Annotated in this window: 15 protein-coding genes; 10 read left to right on the forward strand and 5 right to left on the reverse strand. The window is 67.0% G+C overall.

Going from position 1 to position 22,232, the window contains the following annotated elements:
* Nucleotides 1-655: 655 nt before the first annotated feature.
* Nucleotides 656-3,925, forward strand: coding sequence for an isoleucine--tRNA ligase (gene ileS / locus EF294_RS08070; RefSeq protein WP_123927950.1), 3,270 nt, complete (start codon nucleotides 656-658; stop codon nucleotides 3,923-3,925).
* A gap of 557 nt (nucleotides 3,926-4,482) precedes the next feature.
* Here ileS and EF294_RS08080 read toward each other — a convergent pair.
* Entirely contained in the window at nucleotides 4,483-5,190 is a 708-nt protein-coding gene (locus EF294_RS08080; protein WP_246007750.1) for a TetR/AcrR family transcriptional regulator, read from the reverse strand.
* Nucleotides 5,191-5,296: 106 nt separating this feature from the next.
* On the opposite strand from EF294_RS08080, the gene EF294_RS08085 reads away from it, so the two are divergent.
* Complete coding sequence (locus EF294_RS08085) at nucleotides 5,297-5,740, forward strand: PNPOx family protein (RefSeq protein WP_123927956.1); 444 nt, start codon at nucleotides 5,297-5,299, stop codon at nucleotides 5,738-5,740.
* 66 nt (nucleotides 5,741-5,806) lie between these two features.
* Nucleotides 5,807-7,315 (forward strand): DNA polymerase IV, encoded by a 1,509-nt coding sequence (locus EF294_RS08090; protein ID WP_123927959.1) that lies wholly within the window; start codon nucleotides 5,807-5,809, stop codon nucleotides 7,313-7,315.
* 43 nt (nucleotides 7,316-7,358) lie between these two features.
* Here EF294_RS08090 and EF294_RS08095 read toward each other — a convergent pair whose 3' ends face one another.
* A complete protein-coding gene (locus tag EF294_RS08095; RefSeq protein ID WP_123927961.1) occupies nucleotides 7,359-8,348 on the reverse strand; it encodes an asparaginase in 990 nt (329 codons plus the stop codon).
* 202 nt (nucleotides 8,349-8,550) lie between these two features.
* Between EF294_RS08095 and EF294_RS08100 the strand changes: the two genes are divergently transcribed.
* The gene (locus EF294_RS08100) at nucleotides 8,551-9,102 is read left to right on the forward strand and encodes a WKL family lipoprotein (RefSeq protein WP_185090989.1); all 552 of its coding nucleotides are present in this window, start codon (nucleotides 8,551-8,553) and stop codon (nucleotides 9,100-9,102) included.
* A gap of 94 nt (nucleotides 9,103-9,196) precedes the next feature.
* On the opposite strand, the gene EF294_RS08105 is transcribed toward EF294_RS08100, so the two are convergent.
* Complete coding sequence (locus EF294_RS08105; protein ID WP_123928317.1) at nucleotides 9,197-10,147, reverse strand: hypothetical protein; 951 nt, start codon at nucleotides 10,145-10,147, stop codon at nucleotides 9,197-9,199.
* A gap of 81 nt (nucleotides 10,148-10,228) precedes the next feature.
* Here EF294_RS08105 and lspA point away from each other — a divergent pair, with 81 nt between their 5' ends.
* The 5 genes from lspA to EF294_RS08130 all read left to right on the forward strand — a co-directional run bounded on the left by lspA (nucleotide 10,229) and on the right by EF294_RS08130 (nucleotide 17,781).
* Nucleotides 10,229-11,005, forward strand: coding sequence for a signal peptidase II (lspA, locus tag EF294_RS08110; RefSeq protein WP_123927964.1), 777 nt, complete (start codon nucleotides 10,229-10,231; stop codon nucleotides 11,003-11,005).
* The gene (locus EF294_RS08115; protein WP_123927967.1) at nucleotides 10,998-11,924 is read left to right on the forward strand and encodes an RluA family pseudouridine synthase; all 927 of its coding nucleotides are present in this window, start codon (nucleotides 10,998-11,000) and stop codon (nucleotides 11,922-11,924) included. The genes lspA and EF294_RS08115 overlap by 8 nt, the downstream gene beginning before the upstream one ends.
* Nucleotides 11,925-12,107: 183 nt before the next feature.
* A complete protein-coding gene (gene dnaE, locus EF294_RS08120) occupies nucleotides 12,108-15,656 on the forward strand; it encodes a DNA polymerase III subunit alpha (protein WP_123927971.1) in 3,549 nt (1,182 codons plus the stop codon).
* A gap of 61 nt (nucleotides 15,657-15,717) precedes the next feature.
* Nucleotides 15,718-17,388, forward strand: a complete 1,671-nt coding sequence (locus EF294_RS08125; RefSeq protein ID WP_123927974.1) for an NAD-binding protein — start codon at nucleotides 15,718-15,720, stop codon at nucleotides 17,386-17,388.
* A gap of 126 nt (nucleotides 17,389-17,514) precedes the next feature.
* Complete coding sequence (locus EF294_RS08130) at nucleotides 17,515-17,781, forward strand: hypothetical protein (protein WP_123927977.1); 267 nt, start codon at nucleotides 17,515-17,517, stop codon at nucleotides 17,779-17,781.
* On the opposite strand, the gene EF294_RS08135 is transcribed toward EF294_RS08130, so the two are convergent.
* Nucleotides 17,724-18,725, reverse strand: a complete 1,002-nt coding sequence (locus tag EF294_RS08135; protein ID WP_123927981.1) for an SMP-30/gluconolactonase/LRE family protein — start codon at nucleotides 18,723-18,725, stop codon at nucleotides 17,724-17,726. The two genes, EF294_RS08130 and EF294_RS08135, sit on opposite strands and share 58 nt — an antisense overlap.
* Before the next feature lie 226 nt (nucleotides 18,726-18,951).
* On the opposite strand from EF294_RS08135, the gene ilvA reads away from it, so the two are divergent.
* Nucleotides 18,952-20,352: a threonine ammonia-lyase IlvA gene (gene ilvA / locus EF294_RS08140; protein WP_123927984.1), complete on the forward strand. Its 1,401-nt coding sequence runs from the start codon at nucleotides 18,952-18,954 to the stop codon at nucleotides 20,350-20,352.
* A 40-nt stretch (nucleotides 20,353-20,392) separates the two neighbouring features.
* Here the strand turns inward: ilvA and treZ are convergent, their stop codons facing one another.
* A complete protein-coding gene (treZ, locus tag EF294_RS08145; protein WP_123927987.1) occupies nucleotides 20,393-22,186 on the reverse strand; it encodes a malto-oligosyltrehalose trehalohydrolase in 1,794 nt (597 codons plus the stop codon).
* Between the last annotated feature and the right edge of the window lie 46 nt (nucleotides 22,187-22,232).

Below are 22,232 nucleotides of genomic sequence, written 5' to 3' on the forward strand. Positions count from 1 at the left end.
GGTCGGGGCCGCCGACGCGAGGCCGCGAACACCGGTAGCCGACCCTGCTGTGTCGAACCCCGCTGGCCCGAACGCAACCGGTCCGAACACGGCTTCCGATCCGCGTGGCGGACAACCGCTCGGCCCGCCCGGATCCGGACGAATTCCTGCGGGGCCGCCCGGACCGGCGCCTACTCCACGGCCATTTCGCGATATGCACTCCTCCAATGTCGGGCCGACGGCGCCGCTGGGAGACCGCACGGCGGGGGAGCGGCCGGAGAAGGTTGATCCGCTACATCCGGACTGGCGGCCGCCGAGCAGTGACACTCCGGTACCCCCACCAGAGCTGTGACGGCCGGCTCGCCCGGCGACCGGCTGACGTGTGGCGGATAACGATTTGGCCTGACGAGGTCCGGCACGGCTAGACTGGTGTGCGCGTTGATCCGGCCATCACCGGGGAGCACCCGGAAGAACCGCACGTCCCCGTCGGGTCGTTCTCAGTAGAACCGGGCGGGTGGGCCCGTCACAGCCCGTGTCCCGTGACACCGGCATCATCCTTGCGCGGGACTCGAGAGGCATTGGCCGTCGTCAATGCAAGCGGGGTGGTACCGCGCAACCGGGAAACGGTATGCGTCCCCGTGCCGAGGAGTATCGAGATGGCACGAGGAGACCAGTAGTGACCGACGTAGGTCAATCCCCGCATACCCCCCAGCCCGCCGAAACCGGTACGTCGTCGCCTGCCGACGACGGGAGCCGGATCTATCCGCGCGTCGACATGACCGGCGGCGAGCGTGGTGCGCCGTCTTTCCCTGACGTCGAGCGCACCGTGTTGCAGTACTGGGACGCCGACGACACCTTCCGTGCGTCTGTTGAGAAAAGGTCCCTGGCCGAAGAGTTCGTCTTCTATGACGGCCCGCCATTCGCCAACGGTCTGCCGCACTACGGGCATCTGCTCACCGGTTACGTCAAGGACGTCGTCCCGCGTTATCAGACCATGCGGGGCAAGAAGGTCGAGCGCCGGTTCGGCTGGGACACACACGGTCTGCCCGCCGAATTGGAGGCCGAACGTCAGCTCGGGATCACCGACAAGTCGGAGATCGAGACGATGGGCATGGAGCGGTTTAACGACTTCTGCCGTGACTCGGTGCTCCGGTACACCGGGGAGTGGCGCGACTATGTGACCCGTCAGGCACGCTGGGTCGACTTCGACAACGACTACAAGACCCTCGACATCGACTACATGGAGTCGGTGATGTGGGCGTTCAAGCGCTTGTGGGACAAGGGTTTGATCTACCAGGGCTATCGGGTGCTGCCGTACAGCTGGTACGAGCAGACCCCGCTGAGTAACCAGGAGTCCAAGCTCGACGACGCCTACCGGATGCGACAGGATCCGGCGGTGACGGTGACCATGCCGCTCGTGGCTCCCGGTAGTCCGCTCGACGGCGTGAATGCATTGATCTGGACGACCACTCCGTGGACGCTGCCGAGCAACCTCGCGATCGCGGTGAATCCCAAGGTCACCTACGTCCACGTCCGCGCCGCCGACGGGCACGATTATCTGCTCGCCGAGGCGTTGTTGGGTGCGTATGCGGGCGAGCTCGGCGACACCGCCGAACTCGGCCGGTACCCGGGCGCGGAGCTGGCCGGCCTGCACTACCTGCCACCGTTCGACTTCTTTGTCGACCATCCGAATTCCCATCGAGTGTTGCTCGGCGACTATGTCACCACCGACAGCGGCACCGGCATCGTGCACCTGGCTCCCGCGTTCGGTGAGGAGGATATGGAGCTGGCCACCGCCAATGGCATCGAGGTTGTCCAGCCCCTCGATCCCGGGGGTAGGTTCACTTCGGCGGTGCCGACCTACGAGGGGCAGATGGTCTTCGATGCCAACCCGGCAATCATCAAGGATCTCAAGGCCGGTGGTGGCCATGTCCAGGCGGGGCCCGATCGGAGGAGCGGGCGCATCCTTCGGCACGAGACCATTGAGCACTCCTATCCGCATTCGTGGCGCTCGGGAAAGCCGTTGATCTACATGGCTGTTCCGTCGTGGTTCGTCGCGGTCACCCCGATCAAGGAGCGCATGCTCGAACTCAACAAGCAGATCACCTGGGCGCCCGATCACATCCGCGACGGCCAGTTCGGCAAGTGGCTCGAAGGCGCCCGTGACTGGAATATCAGCCGAAATCGATTCTGGGGTGCGCCGATCCCGGTGTGGGTCTCCGACAATCCGGACTATCCGCGTACCGATGTGTACGGTTCGCTCGACGCGCTTGAGCGTGACTTCGGGGTGCGTCCGGACAATCTGCATCGGCCTTACATCGACGAGTTGACCCGGCCCAATCCGGACGACCCCACCGGCGCGTCGACGATGCGTCGTGTGCCCGAGGTCTTCGACTGCTGGTTCGAGTCGGGTTCGATGCCGTTCGCGCAGGTGCACTACCCATTCGAGAACGCCGACTGGTTCGACGGTGACGCCGACGCGGGCCTGGCACCGCACAATCCGGGCGACTTCATCGTCGAATACAACGGTCAGACCCGGGGCTGGTTCTACAACCTGCACGTGCTGGCCACCGCGCTCTTCGATCGTCCCGCATTCAAAAGTGTTGTCGCGCACGGGATCGTGCTCGGCGACGACGGGCAGAAGATGAGCAAGTCCAAGCGCAACTACCCCGACGTCAACGAGGTCTTCGACCGCGACGGCAGCGATGCGATGCGCTGGTTCCTGATGGCATCGCCGGTGCTGCGGGGCGGTAACCTCATCGTCACCGAGAAGGGAATCCGCGAAGGTGTGCGACAAGCATTGCTGCCGTTGTGGAATGCCTACAGCTTCCTGGCGCTCTACGCGGAGAGGCCGGCGAGCTGGCGGACCGATTCGACCAACGTGCTCGACCGCTACATCCTGGCCAAACTCGCGCTGACCCGCGACGAGATGACCGCCGCGCTCGATGCGTACGACATCGCCGGCGCGTGTGATTCGTTGCGGCGCTTCGTGGAATCACTGACGAACTGGTATGTGCGCCGGTCCCGGTCCAGGTTCTGGGCCGGTCAGGACGCCGACACCGACGCCTTCGACACGCTGTACACGGTGCTCGAGGTGGCCTCTCGCCTTGCCGCGCCGCTGTTGCCGATGGCCACCGAGGCGATCTGGCGTGGGCTCACCGGTGGGCGGTCGGTGCACCTGACCGACTGGCCCACCGCCGACGAGTTACCCGCCGACGTGGCGCTGGTGGCGGCAATGGACGAGGTGCAGGCGGTGTGCTCAACGGCATCGAGCGTGCGCAAGGCCAACAAGTTGCGGGTGCGGCTGCCCCTGCCGGGTCTGACTGTGGCCTCGCCGACGGCCGGGCAACTCGAGCCGTTCACCGACCTGATCGCCGACGAGATGAACGTGAAGTCGGTGACGCTGTCTACCGAGGCCGATGCGTATGGACGCCAGGAGCTCGCGGTGAATGCGCGGGCCGCCGGTCCGCGTCTGGGCAAGGACGTGCAGCGGGTCATCAAGGCGGTCAAGGCAGGCGACTGGGCGGTGCGCACCACCGACGACGGCACCGAGGTGGTCAGTGCCGCTGGTATCGACCTCGAGCCCGGTGAGTACACGCGCCGGCTTGTCGCGCAGGAGCCCGAATCGACCGCCGAATTGCCCGGCGGCGCGGGGTTGGTCGTTCTCGACACCGCGGTCACCCCGGAGCTCGAGGCCGAGGGGTGGGCCAAGGATCGGATCCGTGAGCTCCAGGAGGCTCGGCGAGCGCTGGGTCTCGACGTCTCGGATCGGATCGAGGTGCGCCTGGTGGTGCCTGCCACACGCCTGGACTGGGCCCGTACCCACGCCGACCTGATCGCCGGGGAGGTGCTCGCGGTTGTCTTCGAGGTGGTGCAGTCCGACCCGCCGGGCGGCATCGAGCTCGGCGACGGAGTGTCCGCCGACATCACCCGCGCCACCGCCTGAGCCGCGCTGCGCGGTATTCCCGATTGCCCGCACGCGTTACGCGCGCGGGCGATCGGCGTCTCGAGGGGAGGCTCTCGGGGGCATTACCGCCGGCCATCCCGAACATGTGCGTGGCACCGATGGTGCCGATGATCGGTAGTCACTCGCGCCGAACGGAAATCCTGGCACCCCGAAGGTGAGCTCGACCAGGGGGACCGGGAGCCGGGAACGCCGCGCAGATCTAGGCGTGCGCGACGCCCTGGTTGTCGAGATCGTCGTCGAAAATCCGCGGACAACGGCTGGGATGTGCCCGGCTGGTCTCACTCGCCGGCGGCGCCGACACGGCTGATCTCACCGGTATTGCTTTTCCCTCTGGTCTTCCTGGCGCACGACGATGTCCTGACCGACCAGGGACGGATGCTCGGTCCGGCGGCTCGAGGCCGCCACCGCGCTGCGCGGGCCTCGAGGTTCCCGGCTCCGATCACCGGTAGGACGTCGATGACGACGTCAAGGAACTCTCGTCGCACGGATGGATCGCCGAGCGGGTGCGCGTCGTGACCGCGGTCGAGGAGCATCCGTCAACGCAACGCCGATGACAGGACCGCGTCGATCTGGGCGGTGAAAAGGTGCTCGGGTACCGAGAACGTCTCCGCGCCGTATTGACCGAACACCTCCAGTGAGGTCGCCCCGATCACCGCGGCCCACAACAGGGTCCCGGTGACCAGCGCGGCATCGGGTAGGTCGCTGCCGAACTCGGTGCGGATGGCATCGAGGTCAACCGACAGCGTGGGGGAGACTTCGCAGCCCGGGGTGGCGAGGACGCCCGCGTCGTGTGCGGCGGCGAGTTCGGCGATGAGCCGTGCGATGACGCGGGTGCCGGAGCTGACGGTACGGTCGGCGGGCGCCGCGTATCCGGGCACGGGGCTGCCGTAGAGGAGTGCCCAGCGTGCCGGGTTGTCGACGGCCCAGGTCCGGATCGCCTTGGCGGCAGCCATGATCCGGCCGGGATGGTCCTCGGTGTCGATGCGGTCGATGGCGGCGTCAACAGACTCCGCGAGATGGGTGTATCCCTCCACGAGCAGTCGGGTGAGCAGTTCGTCGCGACTCGGGACATAGCGGTAGACCGCCGAGGAGACCACGCCGAGTTCCCGCGCGATCGCGCGCAGTGACAGTCCCGCGGCACCGTGGGTGCTCAGATGTTCCCGACCGAGCCGCAGGATCTCGGTCTCCATGGTCTGCCGGTTCTCGGCTCGGGTGCGGTGTGCGCGTGTCGTCGGTCCGGGCATGGCGACCATCATCGCACAACCGAGAGCATTGCTCTTGTTTTTTGAGCCGGGTGCGCGCATACTCAAAACGAGAGCGGTGCTCTCAATTGACGAAAGGTGGCCTCCGATGACCCATTACCTCCCGCCCACGACGACGGATTCCCGAATGAATGCCTTCGTCCGCTGGCTGACCGACCACGGCTTCTCACTCGCCGGCGCCCAGACCCTGACCGTGATCGGTCGCACCTCCGGTACGCCGCAGAGAATTCCGGTCAATCCGCTCGTCCTCGACGGCGTCGAGTACCTGGTGGCGGTGCGTGGTGCCACCCAATGGGTCCGCAACGCACGGGTGGCGGGTTCGGGAGAATTGCGTCGTGGCCGGCGCTCGCGCCGGGTCGCGCTCGTCGAGGTGCCCGCGGCCGACCGGGCCGCAATCATCCGTCGCTACCTCGACAAGTGGGGGTGGGAGGTCGGGCGGTTCCTGCCGGAAGGGCTTGGGGTGGACGCGACCGAGGCGCAGCTCGCGGAGCATGCCGAACAGATCCCGGTCTTCACCGTCTCTGCCGCCTAGTCGCCCGCTGCCAGGTGTGCCGACGCCGTGACGATCGGTGGGCGGGTCAGGACCTAGTCTGCAAGGGTGTCGGAGTCTGCAGGAGTCCCGGGGATCGCCGGTCGGGATGACGCCATCGAGCGCAGCGAGCGCGGGGACACCGAGCGTGGGGACACCGAGCGCAGCGCGCGATGGGTGATGCATCTCGACATGGACGCCTTCTTCGCTTCCGTCGAAGAGCTGACGCGTCCGACCCTGCGGGGCAGGCCGGTGCTGGTTGGGGGGGCCGGTGGGCGGGGAGTGGTCGCGGGCGCGAGCTATATGGCTCGGGCCTTCGGCGCGTCGTCGGCGATGCCGATGCATCAGGCGCGGCGACTCGTCGGCGCGTCCGCGGTGGTGCTCCCGCCGCGCGGCGCCGTCTATCGGGTTGTCAGTGAGCGGATCTTCGCGCTGGTCCGCGAGACGGTGGGTGTGATCGAGATGTTGTCCTTCGACGAGGCATTCGCCGAACCCGAGGCGCTTGTCGGATGCACCGCCGCGCAGGCGTACGCGTTCGCCGCTGATATCCGGCGGCGTATCCGCGACGAGGTGGGCCTGGCCGCGTCGGTGGGATTCGGCTCGGGTAAGCAGATCGCCAAGATTGCTTCGGGGATGGCTAAGCCCGATGGCGTGATGGTGATCTCGCCCAGTCGTGAGCTGTCATTCCTGCATGCGCTACCGGTCCGGAAACTGTGGGGGATCGGCCCGGTCTCCGGGGATCGTCTGTCCCGGTTGGGTATCGACACGATCGGCGACCTCGCGGCGTTATCGGACGTCGAGGTCGCCTCCGTGCTCGGTTCCACCGTCGGTCCGGCGCTGCACCGGCTTGCGCGGGGTGTCGACGATCGGCCGGTCACCGAACGTGCTGCGGCCAAACAGATTTCGGCCGAATCCACCTTCGCCACCGACATCGTGTCGATGGCGGGACTGTGGCCGGCGATCGATCGGTCGGCCGCCGACGCGCACCGTCGGCTCATTTCCGACGGGCGTGGTGCCCGCACCGTCGTGCTCAAACTCAAACGTGCCGACATGTCGGTGCTCACGCGCAGCTTCACGCTGCCCGCGGCCACCAGCGATCTCGACGCACTCACCGCGGTGGCCCGGCGCCTGGCCCTCGATCCCGAGTCGATCGGGCCGATTCGCCTTGTCGGAGTTGGCTATTCCGGTCTCAGTGACACCGAACAGTATGCGCTGTTCGATGACGTTATGGCACCGGCCGGGCGGGTGCCCGGCATGTCCACGCACACCTCGGATTCGGTGCCCGATACCCGAGGCATCGCGAGCAGTGGCGGCAGTGACGTCATCGCGGACGGCACCGGCACCTGGGCCGGCGGCGGTGCAGAGAATGTGGCCACTCGCAACGAGTGGGCGACCGGCAATGATGTGACCCACCGCGACCACGGGCACGGCTGGGTGCAGGGTGCCGGGCACGGGGTGGTCACCGTGCGGTTCGAAACCAGGACCAGCGGGCCCGGTCCGGCGCGTACCTTCGCCGCCGACGACCCCGATCTGCGCCGCGCGGACCCGATCGACAGTCTGGACTGGCCGAACGGGTGAGCGTACGGCCTTCAACTGCCCAATCGCCCAATCGGCGGGTTGCTCAGTCGTACCGCGGCTCGGATGCGGAGAAGAAGTCGGCGACCTCGTCGGCGTCGCAGCCGGTGGTGAGCAGCGCCTGCAAAGCCACACGCGCCTGAGGTGCGCGCAGCCACCGCGAGACGATCGCCCCGGCACGCGCGAGGTCCACCGCGCCACCCCCGCCGCCATAGGTGGCAACCACCGGGCCGTAGGGCACGCGGGTGGTGACGACCACAGCCACCCCGCGCTGCCGCGCCAGACTGACCTCAGCGGTGATGTCGGGATGGGTATTGCCCGAACCGGTCCCGGCGAGCACAATACCTGCGGCGTTCTGCGACACCGAGGCCGCGATGAGTCCCGGTGACACACCCGGATACAGGGTGTAGGCGTCGACGCGCGCCGGACGCCCACCCGGCAGTGGGCCGGTCAGCAATGGTCGTGGCAACGAATCGTGCACGGAATCGAAGACATCGAGATCGACCGTCGAGACCTTGAACGCCCCACGTGCCGCGGTGATCCGACCGCCGAGGACGATCTGGACGCCGAGCGAGCGCGAGTCCGGATCGGCGGCATACGCCAACGCCGATGCGATGTTGGCCGGGCCGTCGGCGTGTGGTGTGTCCGCTGGGCGTTGCGCGCCGGTGAAGACGACCGGACGTGGGTCGGCGGCGACGAGGTCGGCGAGGAAGGCGGTCTCCTCCATCGTGTCAGTGCCATGGGTCACCACCACCCCGTCGATGTCGGGGTCGGTGAGAGCGTCGGCGATCGCGGTGACCACGCGGAACTGTTCGGTCGGTGTCATCGCCGAACTGTCCACCGACATCAGATCGACGGGGACGATCTGTGGTTCGAACGCTCCCCCGACGGGCGTCTCGTGCGCGGCTGACTCATCAGCGGTGGTCAGCAGGTCTCCGGCGGAGAGCACGGGCACCGCGCCGTCGGTTGTGGTGCGGGCCGCGACGGTGCCGCCAGTGGTGATCAGGGCGATGCGTGCGCGCGGCATGGGTGCCATGGGTCACAGGTTGCGGGAACCCGCCGCCGGCGTCAACCGTTGCGGTCGTGGTGGTGTCGTGTCCGGCACGCTGGTGCCGTGCGAACGTTTGGCATAGTGGTGTCACCGTTGACCCATCCCGACCGGGAGGGAGCAACCGCGACAAGTCGTAAGGATGACCGCGCCGGAAAGGGCGAGGTCGCACAGACAGTGAGGGAGATCGTTGAAGTTTCCGAAGTTCGTGGGTGCCGTCATGATCACGGCCGCGGTGACCGTCAGCGTTGCAGCGTGTAGCAGCGGCGACAGCTCCGACGATATCCCCACCGTCGCCCAGACCACCACCAGCAGCGCCGCCTCGACCGCCGGCGGCGGGACCAACGTCACCGATGCGAGCAATCCGCCCTCGGTAGCGACCCTGAACCAGATGCTGCAGACCGCACTCGACCCGAATGTGCCGAACGCGCAAAAGACCCAGCTGGTGCAGAACTCGCAGAAGGACCCGTCGATCTTTAACCGGCTGGTCAAGCTGAAGAGCGATAATCCCGGAGCCAGCTACCAGATCCGGGGTCCGGTGACCACCGATGGGCCGAATCGCGCGAGCGTCCGCGTTCAGGTCAAACTTCCCGATCAGCAACCGCAGGACATCGATGCGCAGATCGTCTACGACGGCGGCCGATGGAAGCTGGCCAGCAGCTTCGTCTGCCCGCTGATCACCAGCAACGGAGTGACGACGCCGATGTGCCCGTCGTCGACCAGCACCCGCCCGTCGAGCTGATCGAGCATCCGATAATGACACCGCAGGGCCCGACTCTACGAGTCGGGCCCTGCGGTGTTTGCGATGATGTCGGGTGCATATGCGGCCCGACAGGTCACCTCCAGTGCACGCTGAACCCGATGCGTTGCAGTAGTGGCTGGTCGGGGTCGGCGCCGACCAGTTCTCGCGCACCGCTGTAGTCGGCATGCCCGCCGACGGGCAATCCTCGGGTGAGGTCGACGGTGATCGCCCCGGACCCGGAATAGGAATACCGGGCGATCGTCAGCGTGGTGTTGCCGCCGGGGATCGCGAACACCGAGTTGATCGGTGACTCCTCGGCGGTGAAGGAGATGGTCAGGCGAGTGCCGTTCCACGCGTCCAGCCGCGCCTGGATCGTCTGCGTCACCGTTGCGGCACCGACGACGGTGCGTTCGCTACGCCACGTCGCGCCCACACCGATCGCGTCGGTGGGTAGCACGATCGAATCCTGCAGCGTCTGCACGAGCGACTGTTCGAGCGCACGACGTGCGGGAGCCGACGACGCGTCGGTCGGCCGCAGACGTAGCGACATCGGGCTCAGCGCCGGTCCGAGGGCGATTCCGCCGATGCTGCCCTTCGCCTTGGCGAGCTGGTCGGTCAGTTCGGGCTGCGTCGAGGTCGGTGTTCCGAGGACGAGGTGCAGTTCGGAGGTTGTCGTGCAGCCGAACCGTGCGGTCAGCGGGGTGGTGACTTCCTGGGTGGTCTGCGCGGTGGTGGAGACCTCGCTCGAGGTGGTCGACAGCGTCACCTGCTGTGCCGAACCGACGTCGGGTGCGGGTGTGGCGACGCGGGTGGGTGCCGCGCCGGGGGAGATGAGCGTGACAGTCGCGGTCGGGATCGGGATCGGTGTGGTCTGCGTCAGACCGATTCCGGGGTCGGTGGCGCATGCCCCGGTCGGGGTCGGCGGTTGCGACGACGCTGCTGTATCGCTGACGGAGCCACAGGCGCTCACCGCGAGGGCGCCGGTGAGGACGGTCGCCCAGACCGTGGCAGTGGACCTGCGTGACGGGCGGCGCCTGCGCCGGATCGTGCGTGCGGCGATCCTGGACGATGCGGGCGTGGGGGGCACGGCAGTCAGCGTATTGCACACGTCAGGGATGATGGACGGGTGGACGACTCAGCGACCAGTGACACCACCTCGGGTGCCGGCGAGCAGATGACGACCGCGACGACGGCCCGCCGCACGCATCGCAGCGCGAAGGTACTCGCCGTTCTGGGCGTCATCGCCGGTACCGTCGTCGCTCTCGATGTCATCACCAAAACCCTTGTAGTGGACCTGATCACACCGGGCGAGCCGGTGCGGATCATCGGCGACACGGTGACCCTGCGCCTGGTGCGCAACAGCGGCGCGGCCTTCTCGACGGCGACCGGTTACACGTGGGTTCTCACGTTGATCGCCCTGGCGGTGGTGGCCGTCATCATCCGTTATGCCGGCCGCCTCCGATCGGGCTGGTGGATTCTCGGTCTGGGGCTGGTTCTCGGTGGGGCACTGGGCAATCTGATCGACCGGATCTTCCGGGCGCCGGGCCCGCTGCGCGGGCGTGTCGTCGATTTCGTGTCGGTGGGCTGGTGGCCGGTGTTCAACGTTGCGGACTCGGCGGTCGTCTGCGGGGCGGTGCTGTTGGTGATCCTGTCGCTGCTCGGATTCGACCACGACGGCACCCGCTCGGGCTGGGCGGCCCGCAACGACCCGGACCCCGACGAGCAGCCGTCGGAGGCCGATCCCGGGGCCATCGATGCCGGCGCGGTCGACGCACGCGCGGATACCGGGATCAACAAGAGCACCGGGACCACCACGGGCACCGGGACCACCACGGGCACCGGGACCACCACGGGCACCGGGACCACCACGGGCACCGAGACCGGAAGGAACGCCGATGCGTGAGTCGCGCGCGATGCCCATTCCCGACGGTCTCGATGGGATGCGGGCCGATGCCGGGGTGGCGCGGCTGCTGGGCCTGTCGCGCACGGTCGTGGGCCGGCTCGCCGACGACGGCGAGATCTCGGTCGATGGCGTCGCGGTCGGCAAGTCTCACAAACTGGTCGCCGGCGGTTGGCTCGATGTCCTGCTGCCCGCGCCGACAGAGCCGCTGCGGGTCGAGCCCACACCGGTGGCGGACCTCTCGGTCGTCTATCACGACTCCGACATCATCGTCGTCGACAAACCGGTCGGGGTCGCTGCACATCCCTCGGTGGGCTGGAGCGGACCGACCGTCGTCGGTGCGCTGGCCGCCGCGGGCTATCGGATCTCCACCTCGGGTGCTTCCGAGCGGCAGGGCATCGTGTCCCGGCTCGACGTCGGGACCTCCGGACTGATGGTGGTAGCGGTCTCCGAGCGTGCGTATTCGTTGCTCAAGCGCGCCTTCCGGGACCGCGAGGTCGTCAAGGGGTATCACGCGCTGGTGCAGGGACATCTCGATCCGGCCGGGGGGACCATCGACGCCCCGATCGGCCGCCATCGCGGCAACGACTGGAAGTTCGCGGTCACCGCGGGTGGCAAGCCGAGCATCACCCACTACGACACCCTCGAGATGTTCGCGGCGGCGTCACTACTCGACATCCATCTCGAGACCGGCCGCACCCATCAGATCCGGGTGCACTTCTCGGCACTGCACCATCCGTGTTGCGGTGATCTCACCTACGGGGCCGACCCGGTGCTCGCGTCACGTCTGGGTCTCGAGCGTCAGTGGCTGCACGCGCGGTCGCTGGGATTCGCCCACCCCGCCGACGGTCGTCATGTCGAATACACCAGCCCGTATCCGAAGGATCTGCAGCACGCGCTCGACGTTCTTCGCGAGGGCTGAGGCGCCCCGGACCGGCGGCCGCCCGACACGCCGGGCGTGACACACCGACGCCGACACTCTGCGTAGGTGCCTCACCTGCCACAGCTTTCCCGCGGCGGCGTGCCCGGGCGTGGCTGTCGGTTGCAGCGCCTAGAGTTGGTGACGCCCTATCCGAAAGACTCGCACCAGAGGTGAGAAGCGTCCGTGGCAGACTCGTTTGTTCACCTGCACAACCACACCGAGTACTCGATGCTCGACGGCGCGGCGAAGGTGTCGCCGCTATTCGCCGAGGCCAAGCGCCTGGGAATGACCGCGATCGGTATGACCGACCACGGCAACATGTTCGGTGCCAGCGAGTTCTACAACACCGCGGTGAAGAACGACATCACCCCCATCATCGGCATCGAGGCCTACATCGCCCCGGAGTCGCGCTTCACCACCAGCCGCATTCTGTGGGGTACTCGCGACCAGAAGGACGACGACGTCTCCGGCTCGGGTGCCTACACCCACATGACGATGGTCGCCGAGAACGCCACGGGACTGCGCAACCTGTTCACGCTCTCGTCGTTGGCGTCGATCGAGGGGCAGTTGGGCAAGTGGGCACGCATGGACGCCGAGATCATCGCCGCGCATGCCGAGGGGATCATCGCCACCACCGGCTGCCCGTCGGGCGAGGTGCAGACGCGGTTGCGGCTCGGTCACGAGCGTGAAGCACTCGAGGCGGCTGCGAAATGGCAGGAGATCTTCGGCAAGGAGAACTTCTATCTCGAACTGATGGAGCACGGCCTCGAGATCGAGCGCCGGGTCCGCGACGGACTGCTCGAGATCGGTCGAAAGCTCGGCATCAAACCCATCGTCACCAACGATTGCCATTACGTCACCAAGGAGCACGCCGCCGCGCACGAGGCGCTGCTGTGCGTGCAGACCGGCAAGACCCTGTCCGATCCCACCCGCTTCAAGTTCGACGGTGACGGCTACTACCTGAAGTCGGCCGCGGAGATGCGGGAGCAGTGGGATTCGGTTGTGCCCGGTGCTTGCGACAACACCCTGGAGATCGGCGAGCGGGTGCAGAGTTACGCCGACGTCTTCACCCACCGCGACCGGATGCCGGTCTTCCCGGTGCCCGAGGGGGATTCCCAGGAAACCTGGTTGCGCAAGGAGGTGGCCAAGGGCCTCAAAGAACGTCGCTTCCCCGACTCCGAGGTGCCCGCGAAGTACCAGGAGCGCGCGAACTACGAACTCGACGTCATCATCCAGATGGGGTTTCCGGCCTACTTCCTGGTGGTCGGCGACCTCATCCGGCACGCGCAAGAGGTCGGTATCCGCGTCGGCCCGGGCCGCGGGTCGGCGGCCGGCTCACTGGTCGCGTGGGCGTTGGGCATCACCAACATCGACCCGATCCCGCATGGACTGCTTTTCGAGCGATTCCTGAATCCCGAGCGCGTGTCGATGCCCGATATCGACATCGACTTCGACGACCGCCGGCGCGGTGAGATGGTGCGCTACGCCACCGAACGATGGGGCAGCGACAAGGTCGCCCAGGTCATCACGTTCGGCACGATCAAGACCAAGGCCGCGATCAAGGACTCGGCCAGAGTCCAGTTCGGCCAGCCCGGCTTCGCGATCGCCGACCGCATCACCAAGGCCCTCCCGCCGCCCATCATGGCCAAGGACATCCCGGTATGGGGGATTACCAACCCCGAGCACGAGCGATTCGGCGAGGCCACCGAGGTGCGCACTCTCATCGAGACTGACCCCGACGTCAAGAAGATCTACGACACCGCGCTCGGCCTCGAGGGGCTGATCCGCAATGCCGGTGTCCACGCCTGCGCGGTGATCATGTCCTCGGAGCCGCTCACCGACGCAATCCCGGTGTGGAAGCGCGCCCAGGACGGCGCGATCATCACCGGTTGGGACTATCCCTCGTGCGAGGCGATCGGCCTGTTGAAGATGGATTTCCTGGGACTGCGTAATCTCACCGTCATCGGTGACGCCCTGGAGAACATCAAGCTCAACCGTGGGATCGACCTCGATCTCGACAAGCTCCCACTCGAGGACCCGAAGACCTACGAGCTCCTTGCCCGTGGCGACACGCTCGGCGTGTTCCAGCTCGACGGCGCGGCCATGCGCGAACTACTGAAGATGATGCAGCCGACCGGTTTCGAGGACATCGTCGCCGTCCTCGCCCTGTATCGCCCGGGCCCGATGGGCGTCAACGCGCACACGGACTACGCCAAGCGCAAGAACGGTGTGCAGCAGATCCGGCCGATCCACCCCGAACTCGAGGAACCGCTCAAGGAGATCCTCTCCGAGACCTATGGCCTCATCGTCTATCAAGAGCAGATCATGCAGATCGCGCAGAAGGTCGCCGGCTACTCACTCGGCCAAGCAGACCTGCTCCGACGCGCGATGGGAAAGAAGAAGAAGGAGATCCTCGACGAGGCCTACGACGGCTTCGCCGAGGGCATGCGCAACAACGGGTTCTCGCAGGCGGCGATCACCGCCCTGTGGGACACGGTGTTGCCGTTCGCCGGATACGCGTTCAACAAATCGCACGCGGCGGGCTACGGCCTGGTCTCCTTCTGGACCGCCTACCTCAAGGCCAACTATCCCGCCGAGTATATGGCCGGTCTGCTCACCTCGGTCGGCGACGACAAGGACAAGGCCGCGATCTACCTGGCCGATTGCCGCAAGCTGGGCATCACCGTGTTGCCGCCCGACGTCAACGAGTCGCAGCGCAACTTCGCCGCCGTCGGCACCGACATCCGCTTCGGCCTGGCCGCGATCCGCAACGTCGGTTCCGGGGTAGTGGGTTCGATCCTCGAGGCCCGGGAGTCGAAGGGGAAGTTCGTGAACTTCTCCGACTACCTCAACAAGATCGACGTCACCGCCTGCAACAAGAAGGTCACTGAGTCGCTGATCAAGGCTGGCGCCTTCGACTCTCTCGGCCATCCGCGCAAGGGTCTGTTCTTGATCCACGCCGAGGCTGTCGAATCGGTGATCGGCACCAAGAAGGCCGAAGCGATCGGGCAGTTCGATCTGTTCGGTGGTGGCGACGAGTCGGCCGACGACAGTCTCGCCGAGGTGTTCGCGGTGCCCGTGCCCGACCAGGAGTGGGATACCAAACACAAGCTCACCCTGGAACGAGAGATGTTGGGGCTCTACGTATCCGGGCACCCGTTGGCCGGCGTCGAGCATGCCATCGCCGCCCAGACCGACACCTCGATCACCCAACTGCTTGAGGGCAATGTGTCCGACGGCGCCCAGATCACGATTGGCGGCATCATCTCCACGGTCACCCGCCGGGTGAACAAGAAGGGTGAGCCGTGGGCCGCGATCACCCTCGAGGACATGGTCGGTGGCGTCGAGGTCTACTTCTTCCCACGCTCGTTCGTGGCCTATGGGATGGACATCGCTCCGGACAACATCGTGCTCATCAAGGCTCGCGTGACCCTGCGTGAGGACGACAAGATGATGATCAGCGCCAATGACCTCGCCGTCCCCGACCTCGACGTGGCGGGCACGACCAAGCCGGTTGCCCTGACGTTGCCGAGCCGTCTGTGTACGCCGGATCGGGTCGCCGCACTCAAGCAGGTGTTGACCCGCCATCCCGGGACCGCCGACGTTCACGTCACTCTCGTGTCCGAAGATCGCTCGACGCTGCTGTGCCTGACCGAATCGCTGCGGGTGACCCCGAGTTCGGCGCTGATGGGTGACCTCAAGGCGCTCCTCGGTCCGAGCTGCCTGAGCTGAGTCACCGGGGGCGGTCAGCGTCGGCGCGCGTGCTTGACCTGCCACGGGTACGCTCTGTGAAATGCCCGATCACATCATCGTGCACGGTGACGACGCGCTGACGCTGAGGATCACCGAGGAACTCGCCAGTGCCGGAGCGCGCATCATCACGCTGTCGGCACCCGGTGATCTCGCCGACGCCGGTGTCGGGCAGGCCGCGGCAGTGGTGTGCGCCGGGTCGGACGACGCGGTGAACCTCGAAATCGCCCTACTGGCACGCACTCTCGACCCGCACGTGCGGGTGGTCGCCAACCTGTCCAATGCGGTTCTGCGTGACGCGGTCGCCTCGGGCAACGGGCCGGGCGCTGTACTCGACGTTGCCGAACTCGCCGCCCCGTCGGTCGTCGAGGCGTGTCTGGGTCGTACGACGCACTCGATCCCGGTGGCGGGCAACGAGTTTGTGGTGTCGGGGGCCCATGCCACGAGAGCGGGCACACTGCGTGAGCTCTACGGCGACCTCGCGCCGGTGGCCGTGTTGCGCGCCGGATCCGGGTCGGGTGCGGAGTCGGTCGTGCCATGCCCGGGCCGCGATCTGCCGGTCGAACCGGGGGATTGGGTCTCGATGATCGGCACGGTCGACGACCTCGCCGCGCAGGGTGTGGAGATCACCCCGGACCGGCGACCCGCGCGCTCACGTCGTCCGCTCCCGCTGCGCGCTCTCGGCGCCTTCCGAGCGTTCCGCGACGACGTCAACCCGAACCTCTTTCGCGCGCTTGGTGTGTCGTTTGCACTGTTGGCCTTTGCCACCATCCTGCTGCGTTTCACTTATCACCGGCCCGGGATGAGTCTGGTCGATGCGCTCTATTTCTCGACCGAGACCATTGCGACGGTCGGTTACGGCGATTTCAGCTTCGTCGGACAGCCGACCTGGCTGCGGTTGTTCGCTATCGGTTTGATGTTCGCCGGAGTCACCACCACCGCGGTGTTGATGGCCTTCGTCGCCGACCTGTTGTTGTCCCGCCGAATCGGTGCGTCCGCCGCACGTCGGCGCGTTCGCGACATGGCCGGTCACATCCTGGTCGTGGGGTTGGGGTCCTTCGGCATCCGGGTGGCGACCGATCTACGGGCGCTCGGACATGAGGTGGTCGTGGTCGAACGCAACGACGACAACCGCTTCCTCGAGGTGGCGACCGAACTAAACATCCCGGTGATCATCGGGGACGCGACGCTGCGGCGCACACTCGCCGATGCTGGTATCGACCGCGCGCACGCGGTGGCCGTGCTCACCCACGACGACATGGTGAACATCGAGACCGGCATCATCCTGCGTGAGGTACTCGGACGGCGCTGGTCCCGGTCGGCCGGACAGACGGGCGTTCCGGTGGTGCTTCGCGTCTATGACCACTCGTTGGGCGCGGCGGTCGCGCACCGTTTCGGATTCGAGAACGTGCGGTCCACCGTCGAACTCGCCGCGCCGTGGTTCATCGGAGCGGCACTCGGTCTGCAGGTCATCTCCACGTTTTCGGTTGGACGGTATTCGTTCATGGTTGGCGGCCTGTTCGTCCGGCGCGGCAGCGTCCTCGACGGCATGCTGCTCGCCGACCTGCCCACACGGACCCGCATCATCGCGATCGTCGGGCGATCCGGGACCATTCTGCATCCCCGACGCGACGATCGGCTGGCTGCCGAAGACACCGCGTATCTGGTCGGGCCCTATCACGAACTGCTCGACACGCTGCAACGCAGTCGTTGAGACCGGTGCGTCGGCGCGCCGAGCCATACCACGAAACCCTGGTTTCGGCTGGCCGAAACCAGGGTTGATGGTGGTGCTATATTCGGCATCACGGCAGTACGAAGACCCATCGGCAGGAGCGCGCAGATGACCGCGATGATCGAGATAAACCTCTTTCGTGAGCATGCTCGCGTGGTGCGCAGTGTCGATGTCGCGGGAGTGGCGTGGCCGGTGCACAAGCTTCAGGCGATTGCAGTGGCCGGCGTCGTCGGACTGATCTCACTGCTTGCCCTCACACCGGAACTCACCGCCTGGCTCTCCGGTGTCGCGCTGGTAACGACGTGGCTCGTCGCGCGTCACCTGCCCGGAAACGCGGCGACCGCCCCGGCGTCGAACCCGCCGGGGATCTCATAGATCCGGCCGTCGAATCCGGCACGATAGAGTCGGCCTGCCGAGAATCCGCGGTCCCCACGGCCGTAGCTCAGCACGCTGGACAGGCGAAGTCCTTGCGCCAGAACGCAATACGATCCCGGTGCGGTAATCCTGACGATCTGCCCACCGGCATTGAACGGCACCACCGGCCGATCTCGCGAGTCCAGGGTCAGGCCGTCGGGAGCTGCCAGGGCGTCCGCGCCGCCGAGGGTCAGCAGGCTTTGTACGACACGTGGGTTCGCCGTCGAGATCCGGCTGACGCCCGGATTGGTGAAGGTGCGAGAGACGTACAGCCATTTGTCGCCCCGACCGAGGACGGCGCCGTTGGCACTCGGTAGCGATCCCCACTGTGCGTTGACCGCACCGTTCGGTGTGATGCGTCCGATGAGGTTGCCAAAGTCGTTGGTGGCGTAGACGGTACCGTTGGCGGCCACGTCCATCCCGTCGGCGGCGGAGAGCCCGCCCACCCACGGTCGCAGGACATTTGTCCGGGTATTCAGTCGCGCGATCGCGCCCTGGCGCACCGCATCCCCGACGACCACCCGTGGATCGGCGCCGTACCCGACGAGCAGCGTGCCGTCGGGTGCCCAGGCCAATGCCCCGCCGCCACCGGAGGGAACGCGGGCGATCGCCCGCCCCGGTGCGCCCGGGCGGTCGAACCGGAACACCTGTCCGCTGAATAGATCGGTCACATACGCGCGACCGGCGGCATCGACGGTCAGGCCCTCCAGCGCCGCGCCGGGGACAGCGCCGACAAGCCGGGCAGGCGCGCCGCCGCCTGCGCAGACCGGCGCCGCCTGGGCCGGGGCCGTCCCGAGGGCGCTGAGTACTCCGGCGGTCAGCACTCCACCACAAGCCGCGGCGAGTAGTCGGCGAGAGCCGCGCCGGAGCGGACGTGTGAGCAGGGTCCGGGCGAGCAGGGTCAAGGGAGTTCCTTCCGCTGACATGGTGATCGGTCATCGGCTGGCGCGAACCGTTGTCTCGAGTCCTGCCGGTACGCGCCTACGCCGATGTGGTGGACACTTTGTCGCCGAGTCTACGCCCGGCACGCGGCTCGACGCAGACAATTGCCGGTGGTGTCACCGGCGTCGGTCTGAAGGGGCCGTCCAGCCGTCCGCCCCGCCCGGTCTGGACAGCGCTGCCGGTGAGACCATGGGTGCCGTGAGCACACCGCACGTCCATGAGTCGCACCAGGAGTCGGGGCCGGGTTTGTCAGCCGCGGCGATCGACGCGGCCGCCGCACGCATCGAGCCCGCGGTCGCCCACACCCCGCTCGAGGCGGCCCCGCGCATCAGCGGTGATGTCGGCGCGCAGGTCTACCTCAAGCGCGAGGATCTGCAGACCGTCCGGTCCTACAAGATCCGCGGTGCCTACAACGTGATGGCGCAGCTGTCCCCAGAGGAGCGGTCGCGCGGGGTGGTTGCCGCGAGCGCCGGCAACCACGCCCAGGGGGTGGCCTACGCCTGTCGCGCCATGCAGACGCCCGGACGTATCTACGTGCCGACCACCACCCCGAAACAGAAGCGCGACCGGATTCGTTGGCACGGGGGCGATTACGTGGAGCTCTTGGCGGTCGGCGACACCTACGACGCGGCCGCGGCTGCCGCCCAAGCCGATGTAGCGGGTAGCGGTGCGGCCTGGATCCATGCCTTCGACGATCCGCGGACCGCCGCGGGTCAGGGCACGATCGCCAGGGAGGTCGTCGATCAACTCGGCCGCGCACCGGATGTCGTCGTCGCACCCGTCGGTGGCGGTGGTTGTCTGGCCGGGATGGCCACCTACTTCCGCTCGGTATCGCGCGCGACCGTCATCGTCGGGGTCGAGCCGACCGGCGCCGTCTCCCTCGCAGCCGCCCTGGTTGCCGACGGACCGGTGACGCTCGATCGGATCGACCCGTTCGTCGACGGTGCGGCCGTCAAACGGATCGGCGTGCTCGGGCACCGCGCGATGGCCGATCTCGACGCATCGGTCACCGCCCACGCGGTTCTCGACGAGGTCCGGGCAGGGACCATGACGCACAGTCCGGTTCGGGTACTGCCCGACGAGCCGGTGTCGTTGCCTGCGGGATCGGCACACATCACCCACGTCGACGAGGGTGCGATCTGCACGACGATGCTCGAGCTCTATCAGAACGAGGGCATCATCGCCGAACCGGCCGGAGCGCTGGCGGTGGCCGGTCTCTCGCAGCTGAAGCTGCCCGCGGACGCCGTGGTGGTGTGCTTGGTCTCCGGTGGCAACAACGATGTCTCCCGCTACGGCGAGATCATCGAACGCTCGCTGGTCCACCGGGGGCTCAAGCACTACTTCCTCGTCGATTTTCCGCAGGAGCCGGGGGCGCTTCGGCGTTTCCTCGACGAGGTCCTCGGTCCCGACGACGACATCACGCTGTTCGAGTACGTCAAGCGCAACAATCGCGAGACCGGCGCGGCACTCGTGGGTATCGAGCTCGGCGACCGCGACGGACTCGCCGGACTGATGGAACGGATGGATCGCTCGCGACTCAATTGTGAACGGCTAGAACCGGATTCGCCGGCATATCAGTATCTGACCTGACAGTGACGGCTACGAAGTCTCGGCCGATCGCCGGTGACGGTTACGAGCGGCGGCGGCCGATCACCACGTTGTGGCCAGGGCTGCGTATCCCGTCGTCGGCCGATTCCGCCGGCTCCCACCACAACACCGGTTCGACATCGATGGGCACGGTGAGCGGCTGGTCAGCCAGGACGCAGACGACCGACCACTGCGTCTCGGACCCGTCATCTCCACGATGCATCGCGAACCATCCCCCGGCGTCGTCGTAGTCGGTGTCAACGGACGCGAAATCGCTGCGGGAGATGGCATCTGTGGACTTACGCAGCGCGATGAGCTCGCGGTAGAAGTTCCGGACCCGGGAGTGCTCCGGCGCATCGGCTTCCCTCCAGTTCAGCCTGGAGCGCAGAAACGTCTCCGGATCCTGCGGGTCGGGGATGTCGGCGGTATCCCAACCGTGGTCGGCGAATTCGGCCTTGCGGCCGTTGCGGGTGGCCTCGGCGAGTTCGGGCTCGGGATGGGAGGTGAAGAACGCAAACGGCGTACCGGCGGCCCACTCCTCGCCCATGAACAGCATCGGGGTGAAGGGAGACAACAGCACCAATGCCGCCTTGATGGCGAGCTGGCCGTGGTCGAGGTAGTGGCTCGGCCGATCCCCGATCGCCCGGTTGCCGATCTGATCGTGGTCGCAGGTGTAGGCCACCAGCGCGGTGGTCGGGACCGTCTCCGGGATCGGCCTGCCGTGGTGGCGGCCGCGGAAGGATGAGTACGTTCCGTCGTGGAAGAAGCCGCCGCGCAACACCTTTGACAGACCCTTGAGGCTGCCGAAATCCGCATAATACCCTTGTCGTTCCCCGGAGACGGCGGTGTGGATCGCGTGATGGATGTCGTCGTCCCATTGAGCGGTCAGACCGTGGCCGTTGACCGCTCTGGGCACGATCAGTCGCGGATCGTTGAGGTCGGACTCGGCGATGAGAGAGCACGGACGGCCCAACGAGTCCGACAGCGCGTCGGCACTGACTGCGAGGGCTTCGAGCAGTGGATAGGCGCGGTGATCGACGAGGGCGTGTACCGCGTCCAACCGCAGCGCGTCGACGTGAAACTCGGCGAACCAGCGCAGCGCGTTCTGCAGAATATAGGTGCGCACCTCATCGGAGGACGGACCGTCGAGATTCAGCGACGAACCCCAGCCGGTCGAACCGGCACCGAGATAGGGCCCGAACTCGGGGAGGTAATTGCCCGACGGTCCGAGGTGGTTGTAGACGACGTCGAGCACCACGGCCAGCCCCCGGACGTGACAGGCGTCAACGAAGCGGGCGAAGGCATCCGGGCCGCCGTATGGTTCGTGCACCGCATACCAGCCGACGCCGTCATATCCCCAGTTGTACTCACCATTGAAGGCATTGAGCGGCATGACCTCCACTGCATCGATGCCGAGCTCCACCAGGTCGTCGAGGTGCCCGATAGCCGAGTCGAGGGTCCCCTCGGGGGTGAAGGTGCCGATGTGGAGCTCGTAGAGCACGGCACCGCGGATGTCGCGACCGGTCCACTGTGCGTCGTGCCAGATCGACGGGTCGACCACATGGAATGCGGACAGGCCGTGGACACCGTCAGGCAGGCGGACCGACCGCGGGTCGGGCAGCGCGCGCTCCCCGTCGTCGATGAGGAATCCGTACCGCAGGTGCTCGGGATCAGTGTGTCCGAGTTCGCCAGGCGCTGTGGTCAGTACGGCCGGATCAATCCGGTACCACCCGGGTGCGCCGGTGCCGATCATCGGCAGATCACGCGTGCCCGTCGGAGTGACGACCCGGGTGCGCATCCGTGCTGCCGCGGGCGCCCAGACCTGGAGGTCGGCCATTCCCCGAGGGGGTAGGAAGGGAGTCGCGCCGATTCTGTTGGAGCGA

Origin of the sequence: Gordonia oryzae (genome assembly GCF_003797185.1) — a bacterium.
In the GTDB taxonomy this organism is placed as follows: Bacteria; Actinomycetota; Actinomycetes; order Mycobacteriales; family Mycobacteriaceae; genus Gordonia; species Gordonia oryzae.

Bases quoted from the DNA above. Each gene is read 5' to 3' on its own strand.
- EF294_RS08080 (WP_246007750.1), bottom strand. From the start codon at position 5,190: ATGCCCGGACCGACGACACGCGCACACCGCACCCGAGCCGAGAACCGG.
- ilvA (WP_123927984.1), top strand. From the start codon at position 18,952: ATGGGTGCCGTGAGCACACCGCACGTCCATGAGTCGCACCAGGAGTCG.
- EF294_RS08125 (WP_123927974.1), top strand. From the start codon at position 15,718: ATGCCCGATCACATCATCGTGCACGGTGACGACGCGCTGACGCTGAGG.
- treZ (WP_123927987.1), bottom strand. From the start codon at position 22,186: ATGGCCGACCTCCAGGTCTGGGCGCCCGCGGCAGCACGGATGCGCACC.
- EF294_RS08095 (WP_123927961.1), bottom strand. From the start codon at position 8,348: ATGGCACCCATGCCGCGCGCACGCATCGCCCTGATCACCACTGGCGGC.
- EF294_RS08130 (WP_123927977.1), top strand. From the start codon at position 17,515: ATGACCGCGATGATCGAGATAAACCTCTTTCGTGAGCATGCTCGCGTG.
- EF294_RS08085 (WP_123927956.1), top strand. From the start codon at position 5,297: ATGACCCATTACCTCCCGCCCACGACGACGGATTCCCGAATGAATGCC.
- EF294_RS08115 (WP_123927967.1), top strand. From the start codon at position 10,998: ATGCGTGAGTCGCGCGCGATGCCCATTCCCGACGGTCTCGATGGGATG.